Annotated in this window: 18 protein-coding genes, 1 other RNA gene and 1 pseudogene; 16 read left to right on the forward strand and 4 right to left on the reverse strand. The window is 62.5% G+C overall.

Features of this window, described 5'->3' with window-relative positions; genetic code table 11:
• Nucleotides 1–67: 67 nt before the first annotated feature.
• The 13 genes and pseudogenes from EJ079_RS11185 (at nucleotide 68) to EJ079_RS11245 (ending at nucleotide 14,757) form a co-directional block, all read left to right on the forward strand.
• Nucleotides 68–961, forward strand: a complete 894-nt coding sequence (locus tag EJ079_RS11185) for a dihydrodipicolinate synthase family protein (RefSeq protein WP_127808991.1) — start codon at nucleotides 68–70, stop codon at nucleotides 959–961.
• 45 nt (nucleotides 962–1,006) lie between these two features.
• On the forward strand, nucleotides 1,007–2,344 hold the full coding sequence (locus EJ079_RS11190; protein WP_164873768.1) for an FAD-binding oxidoreductase: 1,338 nt from the start codon (nucleotides 1,007–1,009) through the stop codon (nucleotides 2,342–2,344).
• Between the two features lie 32 nt (nucleotides 2,345–2,376).
• On the forward strand, nucleotides 2,377–3,378 hold the full coding sequence (locus tag EJ079_RS11195; protein ID WP_127808993.1) for a 4-hydroxyproline epimerase: 1,002 nt from the start codon (nucleotides 2,377–2,379) through the stop codon (nucleotides 3,376–3,378).
• Between the two features lie 334 nt (nucleotides 3,379–3,712).
• A complete protein-coding gene (locus EJ079_RS11200) occupies nucleotides 3,713–4,615 on the forward strand; it encodes a branched-chain amino acid ABC transporter permease (RefSeq protein WP_013529092.1) in 903 nt (300 codons plus the stop codon).
• 4 nt (nucleotides 4,616–4,619) lie between these two features.
• Nucleotides 4,620–6,215, forward strand: coding sequence for a high-affinity branched-chain amino acid ABC transporter permease LivM (livM, locus tag EJ079_RS11205; protein ID WP_127320417.1), 1,596 nt, complete (start codon nucleotides 4,620–4,622; stop codon nucleotides 6,213–6,215).
• A pseudogene (locus tag EJ079_RS11210) lies at nucleotides 6,215–7,249 on the forward strand (ABC transporter ATP-binding protein); the annotation flags it as partial. The gene livM and the pseudogene EJ079_RS11210, both read left to right, overlap by 1 nt.
• Nucleotides 7,250–7,338: 89 nt before the next feature.
• Nucleotides 7,339–8,067 carry an ABC transporter ATP-binding protein gene (locus tag EJ079_RS11215; protein ID WP_127296224.1) on the forward strand — a complete coding sequence of 243 codons (729 nt, stop codon included), beginning with the start codon at nucleotides 7,339–7,341 and terminating at the stop codon, nucleotides 8,065–8,067.
• A gap of 111 nt (nucleotides 8,068–8,178) precedes the next feature.
• A complete protein-coding gene (locus tag EJ079_RS11220) occupies nucleotides 8,179–8,526 on the forward strand; it encodes a DUF6867 family protein (protein ID WP_127320415.1) in 348 nt (115 codons plus the stop codon).
• A gap of 137 nt (nucleotides 8,527–8,663) precedes the next feature.
• Nucleotides 8,664–9,782, forward strand: coding sequence for a branched-chain amino acid ABC transporter substrate-binding protein (locus EJ079_RS11225; protein WP_127382923.1), 1,119 nt, complete (start codon nucleotides 8,664–8,666; stop codon nucleotides 9,780–9,782).
• 288 nt (nucleotides 9,783–10,070) lie between these two features.
• Nucleotides 10,071–13,529: a pyruvate carboxylase gene (pyc, locus tag EJ079_RS11230; RefSeq protein WP_127808995.1), complete on the forward strand. Its 3,459-nt coding sequence runs from the start codon at nucleotides 10,071–10,073 to the stop codon at nucleotides 13,527–13,529.
• A 156-nt stretch (nucleotides 13,530–13,685) separates the two neighbouring features.
• Nucleotides 13,686–13,946 (forward strand): DUF2312 domain-containing protein, encoded by a 261-nt coding sequence (locus EJ079_RS11235; RefSeq protein ID WP_013529099.1) that lies wholly within the window; start codon nucleotides 13,686–13,688, stop codon nucleotides 13,944–13,946.
• A gap of 51 nt (nucleotides 13,947–13,997) precedes the next feature.
• On the forward strand, nucleotides 13,998–14,438 hold the full coding sequence (locus EJ079_RS11240; RefSeq protein WP_127327606.1) for a hypothetical protein: 441 nt from the start codon (nucleotides 13,998–14,000) through the stop codon (nucleotides 14,436–14,438).
• Between the two features lie 7 nt (nucleotides 14,439–14,445).
• Nucleotides 14,446–14,757, forward strand: coding sequence for a hypothetical protein (locus EJ079_RS11245; RefSeq protein WP_127270382.1), 312 nt, complete (start codon nucleotides 14,446–14,448; stop codon nucleotides 14,755–14,757).
• A gap of 82 nt (nucleotides 14,758–14,839) precedes the next feature.
• Here the strand turns inward: EJ079_RS11245 and msrB are convergent, their stop codons facing one another.
• From msrB to EJ079_RS11265, 4 genes are all read right to left on the reverse strand, one after another.
• Complete coding sequence (gene msrB / locus EJ079_RS11250; protein ID WP_127270383.1) at nucleotides 14,840–15,244, reverse strand: peptide-methionine (R)-S-oxide reductase MsrB; 405 nt, start codon at nucleotides 15,242–15,244, stop codon at nucleotides 14,840–14,842.
• Nucleotides 15,245–15,595: 351 nt separating this feature from the next.
• Nucleotides 15,596–16,786 (reverse strand): VWA domain-containing protein, encoded by a 1,191-nt coding sequence (locus tag EJ079_RS11255; RefSeq protein ID WP_127808996.1) that lies wholly within the window; start codon nucleotides 16,784–16,786, stop codon nucleotides 15,596–15,598.
• Nucleotides 16,787–16,793: 7 nt separating this feature from the next.
• Nucleotides 16,794–17,240 (reverse strand): GNAT family N-acetyltransferase, encoded by a 447-nt coding sequence (locus EJ079_RS11260; protein ID WP_127808997.1) that lies wholly within the window; start codon nucleotides 17,238–17,240, stop codon nucleotides 16,794–16,796.
• 86 nt (nucleotides 17,241–17,326) lie between these two features.
• Complete coding sequence (locus EJ079_RS11265) at nucleotides 17,327–18,166, reverse strand: MoxR family ATPase (protein WP_127808998.1); 840 nt, start codon at nucleotides 18,164–18,166, stop codon at nucleotides 17,327–17,329.
• Between the two features lie 148 nt (nucleotides 18,167–18,314).
• Here EJ079_RS11265 and ssrS point away from each other — a divergent pair.
• The 3 genes from ssrS to EJ079_RS11280 all read left to right on the forward strand — a co-directional run bounded on the left by ssrS (nucleotide 18,315) and on the right by EJ079_RS11280 (nucleotide 20,048).
• Nucleotides 18,315–18,470, forward strand: a non-coding RNA gene (gene ssrS / locus EJ079_RS11270) — 6S RNA.
• A gap of 96 nt (nucleotides 18,471–18,566) precedes the next feature.
• Nucleotides 18,567–19,154, forward strand: coding sequence for a 5-formyltetrahydrofolate cyclo-ligase (locus EJ079_RS11275; RefSeq protein WP_127397998.1), 588 nt, complete (start codon nucleotides 18,567–18,569; stop codon nucleotides 19,152–19,154).
• A 69-nt stretch (nucleotides 19,155–19,223) separates the two neighbouring features.
• A complete protein-coding gene (locus EJ079_RS11280; protein ID WP_127319132.1) occupies nucleotides 19,224–20,048 on the forward strand; it encodes a YmdB family metallophosphoesterase in 825 nt (274 codons plus the stop codon).
• Nucleotides 20,049–20,089 lie beyond the last annotated feature (41 nt).

Consider the following 20,089-nt stretch of genomic DNA (forward strand, 5'->3'; position numbering starts at 1 on the left):
CGGAATCCGCGTTGACAGCGGGTTTGTTAATAGATATACCACTGATATATCAGATGGAGAGATGATCATGTGGACCGGAGTTTTTCCCGCCGTCACGACTAAATTCACCGCGGATGATCGTCTCGATTATGCCGAGATGGAGCGCTGCTTCAGCCTGCAGATGGAGGCCGGTTGCGACGGCATCATCGTCTGCGGATCGCTCGGCGAGGGGCCGATGCTGTCGCCCGACGAGAAGATCGAGGTGCTGAAGACCGCACAGAAGGTCGCCGGCAAGAAGCCGGTGCTGCTGACCGTCAACGAGGCCGGCACACGCGAGGCGGCCAGCATCGCCAAACGCGCCGCCAAAGAAGGCGCCAATGGCCTCATGGTCGTGCCGAGCCCGATCTACCACACCAATGCGGAAGAGACGGTCGCGGCGCTGCGCGCGGTCGCCGAGGCGGGCGACCTGCCGGTCATGATCTACTCCAACCGGCTTGCCTACCGCGTCGACGTCAGCGTCGACCAGATGGAGGAGCTGGCGTCGGACAGGCGCTTTGTCGCGATCAAGGAATCCTCCGACGACATCCGTCGTTCGACCGAGATCATCAATCGCCTGGGCACTCGCTACGACCTGTTCACCGGCGTCGACAATCTGGCCTTCGAGGCGCTGTCGGTCGGCGCCATCGGCTGGGTTGCGGGACTGGTCACAGCCTTCCCGCGCGAGACCGTCGCCATATTCCAGCTGATGAAGCAGGGCCGCCGCGAGGAGGCGCTCGCCATCTACCGCTGGTTCCGGCCGCTGCTCGATCTCGATGTCTCGACCTATCTGGTCCAAAACATCAAGCTTGCCGAAGTGTTCGCGATCAACACAAATGACCGCGTTCGCATGCCGCGCCAGCCGCTGTCGGGCGAGCGCCGCAAGGCCGTCGAGAAGACCGTCAAGGATGCGCTCGCGGTTCGGCCGACGCTGCCGACATTTTGATGGCTTTCTTCTCCCCGTTCACGGGGAGAAGATGGCGGCAGCCAGATGAGGGGCAGCGCCTACGTGTCAGGAAATTCCAAGTCGACAGAAGCGGTGCGCCGCCCCTCATCCGCCCTTCGGGCACCTTCTCCCCGTGAACGGGGAGAAGGCTTGGACATCGCCATCATCGGTGGCGGCATCATCGGCATCTGTGCAGCCGCTTCTCTCGCCGAGGCCGGACGCAGGGTCACCGTCTTCGACCGCACAGGCATTTGCGAGGAGACGAGCTCCGGCAACGCCGCCGCCTTTGCCTTTTCCGATGTGCTGCCGCTGGCCCACAAGGGCATGATCCGGCAGCTGCCGAAATGGCTGGCCGATCCGCTTGGCCCGCTCAGCATTCCGCCCGCCTATCTGCCGAGGCTTCTGCCCTGGCTGATCCGCTTCTGGCGCGCCGGTGCGCCGGGGAAATACGAGGCGAGCCTTGCCGCTCAGGCGGGCATGATGAAGCTCGCCGAGGCGGAGTGGATGGGCTTGCTCGATCGCTCCGGTACGCGGTCGATGCTGCGCGAGGATGGCTCGCTCGAGCTCTATGAAAGCGAAGCCGAGTTCCAGGCCGGGCTGCCCGGCTGGGCGGCGCGTGAGCGTTTCGGCATCGGTTTCCGCCATGTCGAGGGCGAGGAGCTGGCCGCCTTGCAGCCGGGGCTGTCGCCGCGCTTCATCAAAGGCACGTTCGTGCCGGGATGGAAGACGGTCGCCGACCCGAAACTGCTGGGCAAGGCGGTGTGGGCCTACGCACAAAGCAAGGGTGCCCGCTTTGAGATGGCCCGGATCGGCCAAGTCGCGGCGGATCAGGATGGTGCGACGCTGACATTGGCAGACGGCACGACCAGACAGGCGCGACACCTCGTCGTCGCAGCAGGCGCATGGTCGCATCTGCTGGCGAAGCAACTCGGCGATCGCATTCCGCTGGAGACCGAGCGCGGCTACAACACCACGTTGCCGACGAGTGCCTTCGACGTGAAGCGGATGCTGATCTTCTCCGGCCATGGCTTCGTCGTCACGCCGCTCGCAACGGGCCTGCGCGTCGGCGGCGCCGTCGAGCTCGGCGGCATCGAGCGGCCGCCCAATTATGCCAGGTCAAAGGCGCTGCTGCAGAAGGCGCAGAAATTCCTGCCGGGGCTCGATCCCTCGGGCGGGCGCGAATGGATGGGGTTCCGTCCCTCGCTGCCGGATTCAGTGCCCGTCATCGGCGGCGCGCCGGGAAAGCGGTCGGTGGTCTATGCCTTCGGCCATGGCCATCTCGGCCTGACCCAGGCGGCGGCCACCGGACGGTTGATCAGGGATCTTGTCCTGGGGCAGACTCCGCCGATCGATCTGGCCCCCTTCAGTCCGCAACGATTTTGATTTTTTCGTGTTTTTGATTTTCGAGGAGCGTCATGGCCAAGAAATCCTTCTTCTGCATAGACGGCCACACCTGCGGCAATCCGGTGCGGCTGGTCGCTGGGGGCGGCCCGCTGCTGCAGGGCGCGACGATGATGGAGCGGCGTGCGCATTTTCTGGCCGAGTATGACTGGATCCGCACCGGCCTGATGTTCGAGCCGCGCGGCCACGACGTGATGTCCGGTTCGATCCTCTATCCGCCGACGCGCGAGGATTGCGACATCGCCATCCTGTTCATCGAAACCTCCGGCTGCCTGCCGATGTGCGGCCATGGCACGATCGGCACGGTGACGATGGCGATCGAGCACGGTCTGATCAAGCCGAAGACGCCGGGCGTGCTTCGGCTCGACACGCCGGCCGGACTTGTCATCGCTGAATACAAGCAGGTCGGCGACTATGTCGAGGAGGTGCGCATCACCAATGTGCCGTCCTTCCTCCATGCCGAGGGGCTGACGGTCGAATGCCCCGGGCTCGGCGAAATCACCGTCGATGTCGCCTATGGCGGCAACTTCTACGCCATCGTCGAGCCACAGAAGAACTATCGCGACATGGCCGATTATTCGGCGGGCGACTTCATCGCCTGGAGCCCGGTGGTGCGCCAGCGGCTCAACGAGAAATATTCCTTCGTCCATCCCGAGAACCCGGGCATCAACCGGCTGTCGCACATGCTGTGGACCGGTGCGCCGACGGTGGATGGCGCGGATGCCCGCAATGCCGTGTTCTACGGCGACAAGGCGATCGACCGCTCGCCCTGCGGCACCGGCACCTCGGCGCGCATGGCGCAGCTTCATGCCAAGGGCAAACTCAAGGCCGGCGACAGCTTCGTCCATGAATCGATCATCGGTTCGCTGTTCAAGGGCAAGGTCGAAAAGGATGTCACCGTCGCCGGCAAGCCGGCCATCATTCCCTCTATCGGCGGCTGGGCGCGGATGACCGGGCTGAACACCATCTTCATCGACGACCGCGACCCGTTCGCGCACGGATTTGTTGTCAAGTGATGGGAATCCTGACCTTGCGGAAAGCGACGGCTTGAAAAACGGATCGTGCCAAAAACGCAACGATTCCTTTCATCACCTAATTTTGACGGCGATTTCTTCGAAACGGAGCGCATGATGCGGTCGAATCGTCAAAGACATTGCGTTATGCCAATGGTAGGGTCCGCGATAGTCCAGGGGCCGGATGATGGAAAACGGGCAATCGGACAGCGTGCTTCGAAAACACGCATGACGATTGAAAAATGACGTTGCAATCCGGGCTCGAAACTTTACGACTAGGGGAAATACGAAAAGGAATGCGTCTGCATGGGCGACATTCCAGGGGAGCCATGTACACATGCAGTACTTTGTCCAGCAGCTTATCAACGGGCTGACGCTGGGATCGATCTATGGGCTGATCGCGATCGGCTACACGATGGTCTACGGCATCATCGGCATGATCAATTTCGCCCATGGCGACATCTTCATGGTGGGTGCCTTCACGGCTCTGATCGTCTTCCTCGCCCTTGGCGCGCTGTTCTATTCCGTGCCGGTTGTGCTGGCGCTGCTGATCATGATGATCGTGGCGATGCTGCTCACCAGCCTCTACAACTGGACAATCGAAAAAGTCGCCTACCGGCCGCTGCGCGGTTCGTTCCGACTGGCCCCGCTGATCACTGCCATCGGCATGTCGATCGCGCTGTCGAACTTCGTCCAGGTGACGCAGGGTCCCCGCAACAAGCCGATCCCGCCGATGGTCAGCCAGGTTTACAACATCAACGGCATCAGCGTGTCGCTGAAGCAGATCATCATCGTCGTCGTCACGGCGCTGCTGCTGGCGCTGTTCTGGTATCTGGTCAACAAGACCTCGCTCGGGCGAGCGCAACGGGCCTGTGAGCAGGACCGCAAGATGGCGGCGCTGCTCGGCATCGATGTCGACCGCACCATCTCGATCACCTTCATCATGGGTGCGGCCCTTGCCGCGGTCGCCGGCACTTTGTTCCTGATGTATTACGGCGTCATTGCCTTCTCTGATGGCTTTACGCCCGGCGTGAAAGCCTTCACGGCGGCGGTGCTGGGCGGCATTGGTTCGCTGCCGGGCGCGGTGGTTGGCGGGCTGATGATCGGTTTCATCGAGAGCATGTGGTCGGCATATTTCTCGATCGACTACAAGGACGTCGCGGCGTTCTCGATCCTGGCCATCGTGCTGATCTTCCTGCCTTCCGGCATATTGGGCCGGCCAGAAGTCGAAAAGGTCTGAGACCATGGCCGTCACCGTATCTCCGGAGCGCGACACCGTCGCCACGCCTATGCAGCGCGCGTTGCGCGAGTCACTTTATGCCGCTGCCATATCGTTTGGCCTGTTCGTGCTGTTCATCGGCCTGAAGACCGGCCAGAACATTTCCAATGAATTGGTCCTGACGACGCGTTGGGGCCTGCTTGCCGCCGTGGTGATCGCCACGGCCATCGGGCGCTTCCTCTATGTCGCTTATGGCCAGCCCTTCCTGGCCAACCAGAAGATCACCGACGTCGCCACCGGTCTGCTGCCGGCCAGCGTGGCGTCACGCTTCTTCCAATTGCCGGCCTTCATCGTGGCCTTGGTCGCGGCGGTGGTGTTGTTTGCGGTCAACAGTTCTCTCGTCGGATGGGTGGGAGCGGAGCCGGCGGGCTATCTGCAATTCCTGCGCGCCTTGGCGGTCATCTATGTGCTGGCCTGCGTGATCTATTATTTCCGGGGCTTCATCCATGCCAACTTCACCAAACTCGGCATTGCCGCGCTGATCCTCTATCCGATCCTGGTGGTGGCGATCCTGTCGCTGATGTCCTGGTCGTTCGTCGGCGGGCTGCAAGGCTCGCTGAAATGGGTCGACAATTTCGGCATCCAGATCCTGATCTATGTGATGCTGGCCTGGGGCCTGAACATCGTCGTCGGCCTCGCCGGCCTGCTCGACCTCGGTTATGTCGCCTTCTACGCGGTCGGCGCCTATGCCTATGCGCTGCTCGGCACGCAGTACGGCCTGTCGTTCTGGATCCTTTTGCCGGCCGCCGGCGCCATGGCCGCCTTCTGGGGCGTGCTGCTCGGCTTCCCGGTGCTGCGCCTGCGCGGCGACTATCTGGCGATCGTCACCTTGGCTTTCGGTGAGATCATCCGACTGGTGCTGATCAACTGGCGCGAGGTCACCAACGGTTCGGCCGGTATTTCCGGCATCCCGAAGGTCACCTTCTTCGGCCTGATGACCTTCAACGTGTCGGACCCCAATTATATCGCCAAGGTGCTGCATCTGGCGACATCGAGCGCCTACTACAAGATCTTCCTCTATTACCTGATCCTGGCGTTGGCGCTGCTGACAGCCTTCGTCACCATCCGGCTGCGGCGCATGCCGGTCGGCCGTGCCTGGGAAGCGTTGCGGGAGGACGAGATCGCCTGCCGCTCGCTCGGCATCAACACCACCACCACGAAGCTCACAGCCTTCGCCACGGGTGCGATGTTCGGCGGCTTCGCCGGCGCGTTCTTCGCCGCACGGCAGGGCTTCGTCAGCCCGGAATCCTTCGTCTTCCTGGAATCGGCCATCATCCTGGCCATCGTCGTTCTCGGCGGCATGGGTTCGCTGGTCGGCATCGCGGTCGCCGCAATGGTGATGATCGGCGGCACCGAGGCATTGCGCGAACTCGACTTCCTCAAGCAGGTCTTCGGGCCGGACTTCACACCGGAACTCTACCGCATGCTTCTGTTCGGCATGGCCATGGTCATCGTCATGCTGTGGAAGCCGCGCGGCTTCGTCGGCAGTCGTGAACCAACCGCCTTCCTCAAGGAGCGAAAGGCTGTCTCAAGCTCCTTCACCAAGGAAGGACACGGCTGATGAATGCGAACCCTGTTCAGAAGGCCAATTCCGGCGTGAACGACGCTATCCTGCAGGTCGATCATCTGTCGATGAAGTTCGGTGGCCTTGTGGCCATCGGCGATCTGTCTTTCGCCGCCAAGCGCGGCGAGATCACCGCGCTGATCGGCCCTAACGGCGCCGGCAAAACCACGGTGTTCAACTGCATCACCGGCTTTTACAAGCCGTCGGAAGGCATGATCACGCTCAACCGGAACGATGGTTCGACCTTCCTGCTCGAGCGGCTGCCCAACCATGAGATCCCGGCGCGCGCCAAGGTGGCGCGCACCTTCCAGAACATCCGCCTGTTCTCCGGCATGACCCTGCTGGAGAACCTGCTGGTCGCCCAGCACAACAAACTGATGAAGGCATCGGGCTACACGGTCCTCGGCCTGTTCGGCTTCAGCGGCTATCGCAAGGCTTCGGCCGAATCGGTGGAACTCGCCAAGCATTGGCTGGAAAAGGCCGATCTTGTCGACCGTGCCGACGACCCGGCCGGCGACCTGCCCTATGGCGCGCAGCGCCGCCTCGAGATCGCTCGCGCCATGTGCACGGGACCCGAGCTTCTGTGCCTCGACGAACCGGCGGCCGGCCTCAATCCGAAGGAATCGGCGGCGCTGAACGAGCTGCTGATCGACATCAAGAACACATCCGGTACCTCGATCCTGTTGATCGAGCACGACATGTCGGTGGTCATGCAGATCTCCGACCATGTCGTGGTGCTGGAGTACGGCCGCAAGATCTCCGACGGCAGTCCGCAGTCGGTGCGCACCGATCCGCGCGTCATCGCCGCCTATCTCGGCGTCGACGACGAGGAAGTCGAAGCGGTCCTTACCGAAGTCGGCGACGAAGATGTCATCGAACAGCTCGATACAGGGCCGGATGCCGCGCATGGTCCGGGGACATCGTCGTCCTATCTCGCCGGGCCGGTGACCGACACGGTGGGCCACAGTTCAGGTGAGCGGGTTACGGTCGCCAAGGGCGCATCAAAGGCGGGTCAAGTCGACGCAAGAGCCAATGCCGCGCCCAGAAAGCCGTCCGAGCGGGTGAAGGCCAAGCCGGCCGCGAAACCTCCCACAGCCAAGCCGCGCGGAGGGCGTAAATGATGGCCGCGACAACGCTGCTCGATATCAAGGGCGTGCAGACCTATTACGGCAACATCCGGGCGCTGAACGGCGTCGATGTCACTGTGAAGGAAGGTGAGATCGTGGCGCTGATCGGTGCCAACGGCGCCGGCAAGTCGACGCTGATGATGACTATTTTCGGCGCGCCGCGCGCTCGCGCCGGCACCATCACCTTTGCCGGCACCGACATCACCCAGATGCCGACGCACGAGATCGCGCGCATGCGCATTGCCCAGTCGCCCGAGGGCCGGCGGATATTTCCGCGCATGACGGTGATGGAAAACCTGCAGATGGGCGCCAGCCTCGACAACCTCAAGCACTATGACGAGGACGTCGAGAAGGTGTTCACGCTGTTCCCGCGGTTGAAAGAGCGCATCACCCAGCGCGGCGGCACGCTGTCGGGCGGTGAGCAGCAGATGCTGTCGATCGGACGCGCGCTGATGGCACGGCCGAAGCTGCTTTTGCTCGACGAGCCGTCGCTGGGTCTCGCGCCGCTGATCGTCAAGCAGATATTCGACGCCATCCGCGAACTGAACCGCACCCAGGGGCTGACCGTGTTCCTGGTCGAGCAGAACGCCTTCGGCGCGCTCAAGCTCGCCACGCGCGGCTACGTCATGGTCAATGGCAATGTGACGATGAGCGGCACCGGCAAGGAGCTGCTCGCCAATCCGGAAGTGCGCGCCGCCTATCTCGAAGGCGGGCACCACTGAGTTCGGAGCGGAATGCGTGCATCCGCCATTCTGCTCCAGATTGTTTGTTTGTCGCATGATCTTGTCCGGAAAGTCCGCAACTTTTCGGGGTCATGCTAAGGAGACTTCACCATGCAGGGCATTCTTTATGAGGAACCCTCGATCTGGCAGTTCTTCTTCGTCACCTGTCTGCTCGGCGGCTGGGCGGCGTGGATGACGGGCAAGGCCAGTGCTCAGACGTGGCGCAGCTTCATCCAGCTGTTCGCCTATATGCTGGGCCTCGGCATCGCGATCCGCTTCATCCATCACGCGCTGTTCGGCGGCACCATGTTCTCGCTGCACTATTATGTCGTCGACACCATCGTGCTGATGATCCTCGGCTTCGTCGGCTATCAATACACGCGCACCAACCAGATGGTGACACAGTATAATTGGCTCTACGAAAGAGCTTCAATCTTGAGCTGGAAACCGAAAGGTTGACGTTCATCATTAACGCCGCCTCGGAATTGAATCGGCGTGACAAGTGCCTGAAAATCGGCAAACTATGCTTTCTGCGATAAGGGTGGGCATCGCATGAAAGCTTCATCCACGCCCACTCCGTAAATGGGAGCGTTTAAATGAAAAAGTCACTTTTGTCCGCCGTAGCCCTGACCGCGCTTGTCGCGTTCGGCGGCAACGCGTGGGCCGATGTAATGTTCGGCGTTGCCGGCCCGATCACCGGTCCGAATGCCGCCTTCGGCGCACAGCTTCAGAAGGGTGCGGAAGCGGCTGTCGCCGACATCAATGCCAAGGGCGGCATCAACGGCGAGCAGATCAAGCTCGAAGTCGGCGACGATGTCTCCGATCCGAAGCAGGGCATCTCGGTTGCCAACAAGTTCGTCGGCGACGGCGTCAAGTTCGTGGTCGGCCACTTCAACTCGGGCGTCTCGATCCCGGCGTCGGAAGTCTATGCGGAAAACAACATCGTCGAGATCACCCCGGCTGCCACCAACCCGCAGCTCACCGAGCGCGGCTTGTGGAACGTGTTCCGCACCTGCGGGCGCGATGACCAGCAGGGTAGCATCGCCGGCGCTTATCTCGCCGCAAACTTCAAGGACGCCAAGATCGCCGTCGTGCACGACAAGACCACCTACGGCCAGGGCCTTGCCGACGAAACCAAGAAGGCGATGAACGCCGCCGGCGTGACGGAAGTCATGTACGAAGGCATCAATGTCGGCGACAAGGACTTCTCGGCGCTGATCGCCAAGATGAAGGAAGCCGGCGTTTCCATCATCTATTGGGGCGGCCTGCATACCGAAGCCGGCCTGATCATCCGCCAGGCGGCCGACCAGGGCCTCAAGGCGACGCTGATTTCCGGCGACGGCATCGTGTCGAACGAGCTGGCTTCGATCGCGGGCGACGCGGTTGCGGGGACGCTCAACACGTTCGGCCCGGATCCGCGCCTGATCCCTGCCAACAAGGAACTCGTCGAGAAGTTCCGTGCGCAGGGTTTCGAGCCGGAAGCCTATACGCTCTACGCCTACGCTGCCGTGCAGGCGCTTGCCGAAGCAGCGACCGTTGCCAAGTCGAACGACCCGCAGGCAGTTGCCAAGGCGCTGCATGAAAACGGCCCGTTCAAGACCGTGCTCGGCGACCTGTCCTATGACGCCAAGGGCGACCCGACGCTGCCCGGCTACGTCATGTACGAATGGAAGAAGGGCGACGACGGCAAGTACACCTACATCCAGAAGATGTAAGCGTCAGTCTCCAGACCGTTTACGGATGCCCGGCGCCTCGCGCCGGGCATTTTCTTTTCCCATCACGTTCAGGGGGCGGCCGACAGAGCCGGGTCCTTAGCCGGTGAATGATCGTGCGCTAACTGCAAAGCCGGCGCTTTTCTTGCTGTTCGGATGAATGCGAAGGGCTTCTGGCGCAATGATTCCATTTCAATCGGTTTAAACGCACGTCAATTTTGTTTGCACTGCAGCATTTTCACGCTAATCATTGCGCCGATTTCTCTTCCTTCCGTTGCTGGAGCCCAGTCCTTGGCCATCACGAAGATCCTCGTCGCCAACCGGTCCGAAATCGCCATTCGCGTTTTTCGCGCGGCCAACGAACTCGGCCTCAAAACCGTGGCGATCTGGGCCGAGGAAGACAAATACTCCCTGCATCGCTTCAAGGCCGACGAGAGCTACCAGGTCGGACGCGGGCCGCATCTGACCCGGGACATGGGGCCGATCGAAAGCTATCTGTCGATCGAGGAGGTGATCCGCGTCGCCAGGCTGTCGGGTGCCGATGCTATTCATCCCGGCTACGGATTGTTGTCGGAAAGTCCCGAATTCGCCGACGCCTGTGCCGAAGCCGGCATTACCTTCATCGGGCCGAAGCCGGACACAATGCGGCGGCTCGGCAACAAGGTCGCGGCGCGCAATCTCGCCATCGAGGTCGGGGTGCCGGTGATCCCCGCCACCGATCCGTTGCCGGATGACATGGAGGCGGTCAAGAAACTGGCCAAGGGAATCGGCTATCCGGTGATGCTGAAGGCGTCATGGGGCGGCGGCGGCCGCGGCATGCGCGCCATCCGCGCCGAAGCCGACCTTGCCCGTGAAGTCACCGAGGGCAAGCGCGAGGCGAAAGCCGCCTTCGGCAAGGACGAGGTCTATCTTGAAAAGCTGATCGAACGCGCCCGCCATGTCGAGGTGCAGGTGCTGGGCGACACCCACGGCAATGCGGTGCACCTGTTCGAGCGCGACTGTTCGATCCAGCGCCGCAACCAGAAGGTCGTCGAGCGAGCGCCGGCGCCCTATCTCGAAATGTCGCAGCGCGAGGAGCTTTGCGGCCATGCGCTGAAGATCGCCCGCGAGACCAGTTACATCGGCGCCGGCACGGTCGAGTTCCTGCAGGATGCCGACACCGGCAAATTCTATTTCATCGAGGTCAATCCGCGCATCCAGGTCGAGCACACCGTCACCGAGCAGGTCACCGGCATCGACATCGTCAAGGCGCAGATCCACATCCTCGACGGCTTTGCCATCGGCACACCGGAATCAGGCGTGCCGGCGCAGAAGGACATAAGGCTGAACGGCCACGCGCTGCAGTGCCGCATCACCACGGAAGATCCCGAACACAATTTCATCCCCGATTACGGCCGCATCACCGCCTATCGCGGCGCAACAGGCTTCGGCATCCGCCTCGATGGCGGCACCGCCTATTCGGGCGCTGTCATCACCCGCTTCTACGATCCGCTGCTGGAGAAGGTGACGGCGTGGGCGCCGACGCCGGCCGAGACCATCGCCCGCATGAACCGGGCGCTGCGCGAGTTCCGCATCCGCGGCGTCGCCACCAACCTGACCTTCCTCGAAGCGATCATCAACCATCCGAGCTTCGCCGACAATTCCTACACGACCAAGTTCATCGACACGACGCCGGAACTGTTCCAGCAGGTCAAGCGCCAGGACCGCGCCACCAAGCTCATCAACTATCTCGCCGACGTCAGCGTCAACGGCCATCCCGAGACGCGCGGCCGGCCGCAGCCGAAGGCCGATGCGGCCGCACCCGTGGTGCCTTACCTCAACGGCAATGTGCCCGGCGGCAGCAAGCAGAAGCTGGATGTGCTCGGGCCGGAGAAGTTCGCCGCCTGGATGCGCGATCAGAGGCAAGTGCTGGTCACCGACACGACGATGCGCGATGGCCACCAGTCGTTGCTCGCCACCCGTGTGCGAACGCATGACATTGCCGGCATCGCCGGTACCTATGCGCGTGCCTTGCCGCAGCTTCTATCGCTGGAATGCTGGGGTGGCGCCACCTTCGACGTCGCCATGCGCTTCCTCACCGAGGATCCGTGGGAGCGGCTGTCGCTGGTGCGCGAGGCGGCGCCCAATCTGCTGTTGCAGATGCTGCTGCGCGGCGCCAATGGCGTCGGCTACACCAACTATCCCGACAATGTCGTGCAGCATTTCGTCAAGCAGGCAGCAAGCGGTGGCATCGACCTGTTCCGGGTCTTCGATTGCCTGAACTGGGTTGACAACATGCGCGTCGCCATGGATGCGGTCGGCGCCGAGGGCAAGCTGATCGAAGCGGCGATCTGCTATACCGGCGACATCCTCGATCCGGCGCGGGCGAAATACGACCTCAAATACTATGTCGGCCTGGCCAAGGAATTGCAGGCGGCCGGCGCCCACATCATCGCCGTCAAGGACATGGCCGGACTGTTGAAGCCGGCGGCGGCACGCGTGCTGTTCAAGGAGCTGCGCGAGGCGACCGACCTGCCGATCCATTTCCACACCCACGACACGTCGGGCCTGTCGGCGGCGACGGTGCTGGCGGCGGTGGAAAGCGGCGTCGACGCCATAGACGCGGCGATGGATGCTTTCTCCGGCAACACCTCGCAGCCATGCCTTGGCTCGCTCGTCGAGGCGCTGAAGGGCACAGAACGCGACCCCGGTCTCGACCCGCAATGGATCAGGAAGATCTCGTTCTACTGGGAAGCGGTGCGCAACCAGTACGCCGCCTTCGAAAGCGACCTCAAGGGGCCGGCTTCGGAAGTCTATCTGCACGAGATGCCGGGCGGGCAGTTCACCAATCTGAAGGAACAGGCGCGCTCGCTCGGACTGGAGACGCGCTGGCACGAGGTGGCGCAGACCTATCACGACGTCAATCTGATGTTCGGCGACATCGTCAAGGTGACGCCGTCCTCCAAGGTCGTCGGCGACATGGCATTGATGATGGTCAGTCAGGACCTGACCGTTGCCGATGTCGAAAACCCGGACAAGGATATCGCCTTTCCGGACTCGGTCGTCTCGATGCTGCGCGGCGATCTTGGCCAGTCGCCAGGCGGGTGGCCGACGGCGCTGCAGAGGAAGGCGCTGAAGGGCGACAAGCCGATCACGGTGCGGCCCGGTTCGCTGCTCAAGCCAGCCGACCTCAAGGCCAACCGCAAGGAAATCGAGGAGAAGCTCGAGCGCAAGCTGTCGGAGTTCGAATTCGCCTCGTGGCTGATGTATCCGAAGGTGTTCACGGATTTCGCCGGCGCGCAGGAAACCTATGGGCCGGTCAGCGTCCTGCCGACGCCGACCTATTTCTACGGCATGAAGCCGGAAGACGAGATCTTCGTCGACATCGAGAAGGGCAAGACGCTGGTGGTGCGCTGCCTGGCCATCGGCGATGTCGACGAGAAGGGCATGGTCACCGTGTTCTTCGAGCTCAACGGCCAGCCGCGTCGTGTCAAGGTGCCCGACCGGGCGCATGGCGCGTCCGCCGCCAAGGCCCGCCGCAAGGCCGAACCCGGCAACGAGGCGCATGTCGGCGCACCGATGCCGGGCGTCGTCTCGGCGCTTTCGGTGGCTGCCGGCCAGGCTGTGAAGGCCGGTGACGTGCTGCTTTCCATCGAAGCGATGAAGATGGAGACGGCGCTGCATGCCGAGCGCGACGGCACGGTCGCCGAGGTGCTGGTCAAGGCAGGCGACCAGATCGATGCCAAGGATCTGCTGATCGCTTTCAATTAGAGTTCGCAAAACGGACTGGCTGTCGGCTTCTGGCGGCAGCCCCTTGTGGCTTGGTCGATAACGGCTTGACCCGCCGCCGCCGGTCGGGCATCGAACCGGCTCAAATTTTGCCGCAGTCGTCCGCGAGTCGCGGAGCCGATGCTTTTGGAGAAAAATATGGCCGACGATATCACCGATACCAGCCAGACTGTTGCCGCCGGCCAGCTGCGTGCCTTCATCGAGCGCATTGAGCGGCTCGAGGAAGAGAAGAAGACGATTTCCGACGACATCAAGGAAGTGTTCGCCGAGGCCAAGGGCACCGGCTTCGACACCAAGGCGATGCGCACGATCATCCGGCTGCGCAAGAAGGACCAGGCCGAGCGTCAGGAAGAGGAAACCATCCTCGATCTATACAAGGCCGCACTCGGCATGGTGTAAGACTAGCCGGCCCCGGCACCGACGCGGTTGCCGGGAGATACGGTTTGAGCCATGAGCGAATTCGACTTCGGCGCCCGCCGCGCCTCTGAATTCCGCCAGCGCGGCTTCTGGACGCTGTTCGCCGAGCGGCATCCGGAAGAAAGGGCTCTGATGGCGAGGCGCGGACCCTGGTTCTGGCAGCGTGGGCTGCCCGACTTCGCCTTGGTTCTTTCCATGTATGTCGCGCCGGCGCAGAGCCAGGTCGGCGTCTTCTTCGGTCGCAACGAGAAGTTCGGCGCCACGCAGGCGTGGTCGCGGCTGAAGCCGTTTCAGCCTGATATCGAAGCCAGGCTGAAGCTCAGGCCGGAACAGAGTTGCGAGGACCTCGGCATCAATTCGATGTGGCGGGTGAACTGCTATGCCGAGGACAACTGGCCAGCCATGGCCGACTGGCTGGTGACCGAATGCTCGCGTATCGAGCGCGCGGTAACCGAAGTCCTGAGGCAGGGATAGACATCCGGTGTTGCCAGAGGGTATCGGCTCCTTTTTCCGCTCACGCTGGCAAGGCCAGGTGCCGCTCGACCGGCTGTTCTGGCGCGACCTTGTCCTCGTCGGCACCGCGGTCAGCATCGCCGCATCGGTGCTGGCGCTCGTTCTGCTCGGATTGAAGTTGCCGCTCGGGCTTGTGCTGGCAGTGCATTTCGCGTCGGTGCCCTACAGCCTGTTCCTGACCTTGGCGGTGTGGCGGACCACCGAAAAGATTCCCGGGGCCAAGGCCTGGATGATGACGCTGGGCGCCACGCTGTGGCTGGTGGCGATGATCGTGGTCTGATCGTCTGCCCAGAGGGGGCAATGGATACTTAAACGAAAAGGGCGACAGATGCCGCCCTTTCATAGTGTCGAACCCGGATGGCTCAGGCCGAAGGCTCGAATTTCAGCGCCACCCCGTTGATGCAATAGCGCAGGCCGGTCGGCGGCGGACCGTCCTCGAAGACATGGCCGAGATGGCTGCCGCAGCGGGCGCAATGGCATTCGGTGCGAACCATGCCGTAGCTGCGGTCGACGGTGTTTTCGACCGAGCCCGGCACCGGGTCGTTGAAGCTCGGCCAGCCGGTGCCGCTCTCGAACTTCAGCTTGGATTCGAACAAGGGCTGGTCGCAGCCGGCGCAGGAAAAGGTGCCGGCGCGCTTCTCGTAGAGCAAGGCGCAGCTTCCCGGCCGTTCGGTGCCGTGACCGCGCATGACGGCATACTGCTCCGGCGTCAGCCGGGCGCGCCATTCGGCGTCGGTGCGAGTTACAGGGTAGGTATGGGTGTCCATGTGATCTCCTCAGCCTTGCCGGCTCGTTGTTGATTGCAACCGGATATTCGCGTCAAGATAGGCATTTGTTACACGACTGCCCAGTGTCTGACGTTCCAAGGTTGAATTCCCCCTTCTTCAGGCGTCTGCGCCGCCCCTCACCTGCCTGCCGGCATCCTCTCCCCGTAAACGGGGCGAGGGGCCCTGTCGTCCGCGATTTCGCCAATTGTCAGCGTTGCAAGAAAGGCGCCGGCGTAGCGGCCAGGCCCTCTCGCCCCGTTTACGGGGAGAGATGTCCGGCAGGACAGTGAGGGGCGGCGCCAACTTTCACGATTGATGGTCTCTGAGGTGATGGTTCCGCACCTCTGACAACTAATGCTTCCTTGAAAGCTGCTTGGTCGCGCCTTCGAGCCCGGCCAGCGTCAGCGGGAACATGCGGCCGCCGAAGATGTCGCGGATCATCGCAATCGAATGGGTGTAGCCCCAGTTCCTGGGGTCTTCGGGGTTCAGCCATACCGCGTTCGGCCATTGCTGCAGCAGACGGCCGAGCCAGACGCTGCCTGCCTCCGGATTCCAGTGCTCGACCGAACCGCCGGGGTGAGCGATCTCATAAGGGCTCATCGAGGCGTCGCCGACGACGATCACCTTGTAGTCCGGACCGTATTTGTGAAGGAGGTCGGAGGTCGGAATCACCTCGGCATGCCTGCGGCGATTGTCCTTCCACACGCCCTCATAGAGGCAGTTGTGGAAATAAAAATATTCGAGTTGGCGGAATTCGGCGCGGGCGGCCGAGAACAGCTCCTCGACGCTCTTGATGTGGTCGTCCATCGAGCCGCCGACATCGAAGAACATCAAAAGCTTCACCGCGTTGCGCCGTTCGGGCCGCGTCTGCACGTCGAGATAGCCATGTTCGGCGGTGGCGTGGATGGTGCCGGGCAGGTCGAATTCCTCCTCGGCGCCCTCGCGCACCCAGCGGCGCAAGCGCTTCAGCGCGATCTTGATGTTGCGGGTGCCGAGCTCGACGGCATCGTCGAAGTTCCTGAACTCACGCCTGTCCCAGACTTTCACGGCGCGACGGTTGCGGCTTTCATGCTGGCCGATGCGCACGCCTTCGGGATTATAGCCATAGGCGCCGAACGGCGAGGTGCCGCCGGTGCCGATCCATTTCGAGCCGCCCTGGTGGCGGCCTTTTTGCTCCTGCAGCCGCTGTTTCAATGTCTCCATCAGTTTCTCGAAACCGCCCAGCGCCTCGACCAGTTTTTTCTCTTCGTCGCTCAGGTGCTTTTCGGCGAGGCGGCGCAACCATTCCTCGGGGATGTTGGCGACATCGACGGCATCCAGCCCGCCCAGTGCTTCGATGCCCTTGAAGACATGCGCGAACACCTGGTCGAAGCGGTCGATATGGCGTTCGTCCTTCACCAGCGCCGCACGGGCGAGGTAATAAAAACCTTCGACATCATAGTCGACCAGCCCGGCTTCCAGCCCTTCGAGCAGCGACAGATATTCCCGCAGCGAAACGGGAACACGCGCAGCCTTCAGTTCGAGGAAGAAGGGGATGAACATTGTCTATCTACAGCAGATCATACTCGATGAAGCCGGTGCGGCGCGCGACATGGTCGTAGAGTTTGCGCGCGGTGGTGTTGGTTTCGTGCGTCATCCAGTAGACGTTCTTGACGCCGACTTTGTCGGCTTCCTGTCTCACCGCCTCGATCAGCGCAGCGCCGATGCCCTTGCCGCGCACGTCAGGGTCGGCGAACAGGTCCTGCAGATAGCAATTGTTTTTTTCCGACCAGCCGGAGCGGTGGTAGAGATAGTGGGTGAGCCCAACCGCCTTACCGTCCAGCGTGGCGATGAAGCCTTTCGGCTCGAACTCACCTTCGGTGAACAGCCGCTTCCAGGTGACGGCATAGACCTCTTCCGGCAGCTTCGTCTCATAGAAGGTGAGGTAGTCGGTCCACAGCCGCCGCCAATCGGCGTGGTCGGACTGCGCGAGCGGGCGGACGATAATCTCAGACATGTCATCTCCTCTGAAGGTTTGGCCGAGGCTGCCTGCCTGTTCGGCTGCGGGCAACGGTCCACAGGAGGGAAAGCGCTGCTGCTGACCTATTGCTGCCTTCGTGCCATGAACGCCAGCCGCTCGAACAAATGCACGTCCTGCTCGTTCTTCAGCAATGCGCCATGCAACTTGGGCAGGGCGTTCTTCGGATCGGCGCGCAGATCTTCCGGCGCGATGTCGTCGGCGACCAGCAGCCTTATCCAGTCGAGCGCCTCGGAAGTCGACGGCTTCTTCTTCAGGCCGGGCACGTCGCGGATTTCGTAGAACTGGGTCAGCGCCGCGCGCACCAGGTTCTGCTTGATGCCGGGATAGTGGACATCGACGATTCGGTGCAGCGTGTCGACGTCGGGAAAGCGGATGTAGTGGAAGAAGCAGCGGCGCAGGAACGCGTCCGGCAACTCCTTCTCGTTGTTGGAGGTGATGATGACGATCGGCCTGACGGCGGCGCGGATGGTTTCGCCGGTCTCGTAGACGAAGAACTCCATCCGATCGAGTTCCTGCAGGAGGTCGTTGGGGAATTCGATGTCGGCCTTGTCGATCTCGTCGATCAAAAGCACGATCTTCCTGCCGGCGGCGAACGCCTCCCAGAGCTTGCCGCGTTTGATGTAGTTCCTGATGTCGTTGAAGCGCTCGTCGCCAAGCTGGCTGTCGCGCAGCCGCGAGACGGCATCATATTCGTACAGGCCCTGCTGCGCCCGCGTCGTCGACTTGACGTGCCATTCGATGAGGTCGACGCCGAGTGCAGCAGCCACCTGGCGGGCGAGTTCCGTCTTGCCAGTGCCTGGCTCGCCCTTGACCAGCAAGGGCCGCTCCAGCGCGATCGCCGCGTTGACGGCCACCATCAGATCCTTGTCGGCGACATAGGCCGCCGTGCCTTCGAAACGCATTCTTGCTCCTCGGTTGGTCATGGCAACCGTAAGGACGCGGCTCACCCTGTGCAAGGGTGCGCCGGCCGCGGCGAATGGGCTTGAACCCTGATGGAAACATATGCCCGTCTCACTGGCGCTTAGCCGGCCGGCAGCCTATATTGGGCGGGACGGTCTGTGCTTCCCGGCAGGAGAACATTTTCCCCGGGGCCTTAACGATCCTTAGGGAGCTGTCCCTGGGAAGACCCGTGGGTTTTCTCACACGGCGCCCACCTACTTTGTAGGTTCCCGGGATCGCTCTCTCCACCGGTTGTGTGGATCGTCACTTACTGCCACGCGTCCCGCATTTCGGTGGATGATTGCGGTGGAAAACGTCGCTCCCAAAACTCCATCCAGATCTGACCTTTTCTACCCTGGCTGAATGACCTCTCTCAAAGACCTGAAAAAGCAGCTTCGCCGTGAGGCCCTCGGACGCCGCAACGCGCTCGATGAGTTCTGGCGGGTGGAGGTCGCGCTTGAAATGGCGGAGACGGCGCGCGATCATCTCCACGTCGAGCCGGGCCAGATCGTTTCCGGCTTTTGGCCGATGCGTTCGGAAGTCGACGTTCGGCCGCTGATGTTTGCCTTGCGCGAAAAGGGCGCACGGCTTTGCCTGCCGGCCATTCTCGACAAGACCACGATCGTCTTTCGCGAACTGGTGCGCGGCGCGCCGATGGTCGAGATGGGTTTCGGCACGGTCGGCCCCCACGAGGAAGCCGAGGTGCTCGACCCCTCGGTGATGCTGGTGCCGCTCGCCGCTTTCGATGCGCGCGGCCATCGCATCGGCTACGGTGCCGGCTATTACGACCGCGCCATCGCCAAGCTGATCGACAGGGGCCGGCCGCCGCGGCTGGTCGGCATCGCCTTCGACTGCCAGGAGGTGGCAATGGTGCCGGATGAGGAACATGACGTCGTCATTGCGGAAATACTCACCGAGAGCGGGTTGCGCCGCTTCGCGCCAAAATTGTAGATAAGTACAAGGGACGCATGATCTTCACTGGCGTCATGCAGCTTTCGCTGACCTTCGGTGCGGGATCATATGAGACTTCTCTTCCTCGGTGACATGGTTGGAAAGACAGGACGCACGGCGGTGTGGGAACAGCTGCCCGGACTGATCTCCGACTTCAAACTCGATTTCGTCATCGTCAACGGCGAGAACGCCGCCGGCGGCTTCGGCATCACCGAAGAGATCTTTCGCGAGACGATCGCGGCCGGTGCCGATGTCGTCACCACCGGCAATCATGTCTGGGACCAGCGCGACGCGCTCGCCTTCGCGCCGCGCGAAGAGCGCTTCCTGCGTCCCTCCAACTTTCCCAAGGGCACGCCCGGGCGCGGCTCCGGTGTCTATATCGCCAGGAGCGGCGCGCGCGTGCTGGTCGCCAACATCATGGGCCGGGTGTTCATGCATCCCGAGCTCGACGATCCGTTCCAGGCCGGCGAACGCGAGCTTGCCGCCTGTCCGCTCGGCGAGCAGGCGGATGCCGTGATTATCGACTTCCACGCCGAGGCGACCTCGGAAAAGATGTGCTTCGCGCATTTCGTCGACGGCCGCGCCAGCCTCGTCATCGGCACCCACACCCACCAGCCGACGGGTGATCACCAGATCCTCAACGGCGGTACCGGCTATATGTCCGACGCCGGCATGTGCGGCGACTATGATTCCTCGCTCGGCATGGACAAGGAGGAGCCGCTCAACCGGTTCCTGTCGAAGGTGCCGAAAGGCCGCTTCGAGGCGGCGACCGGACCGGCGACTTTGTGCGGCGTCGGCGTCGATATTTCAGACCGCACAGGGCTGACCGAGCGGATTGCGCCGTTTCGTCGCGGGCCACGGCTGGAGGAAACCGCACCGTCCTTCTGGTCGTGACATTGATATAGGCACGCTTAGTACCTAACTGCCGGCGACAC

Origin of the sequence: Mesorhizobium sp. M7A.F.Ce.TU.012.03.2.1, assembly GCF_004006095.1 — a bacterium.
Classification (GTDB): Bacteria; Pseudomonadota; Alphaproteobacteria; order Rhizobiales; family Rhizobiaceae; genus Mesorhizobium.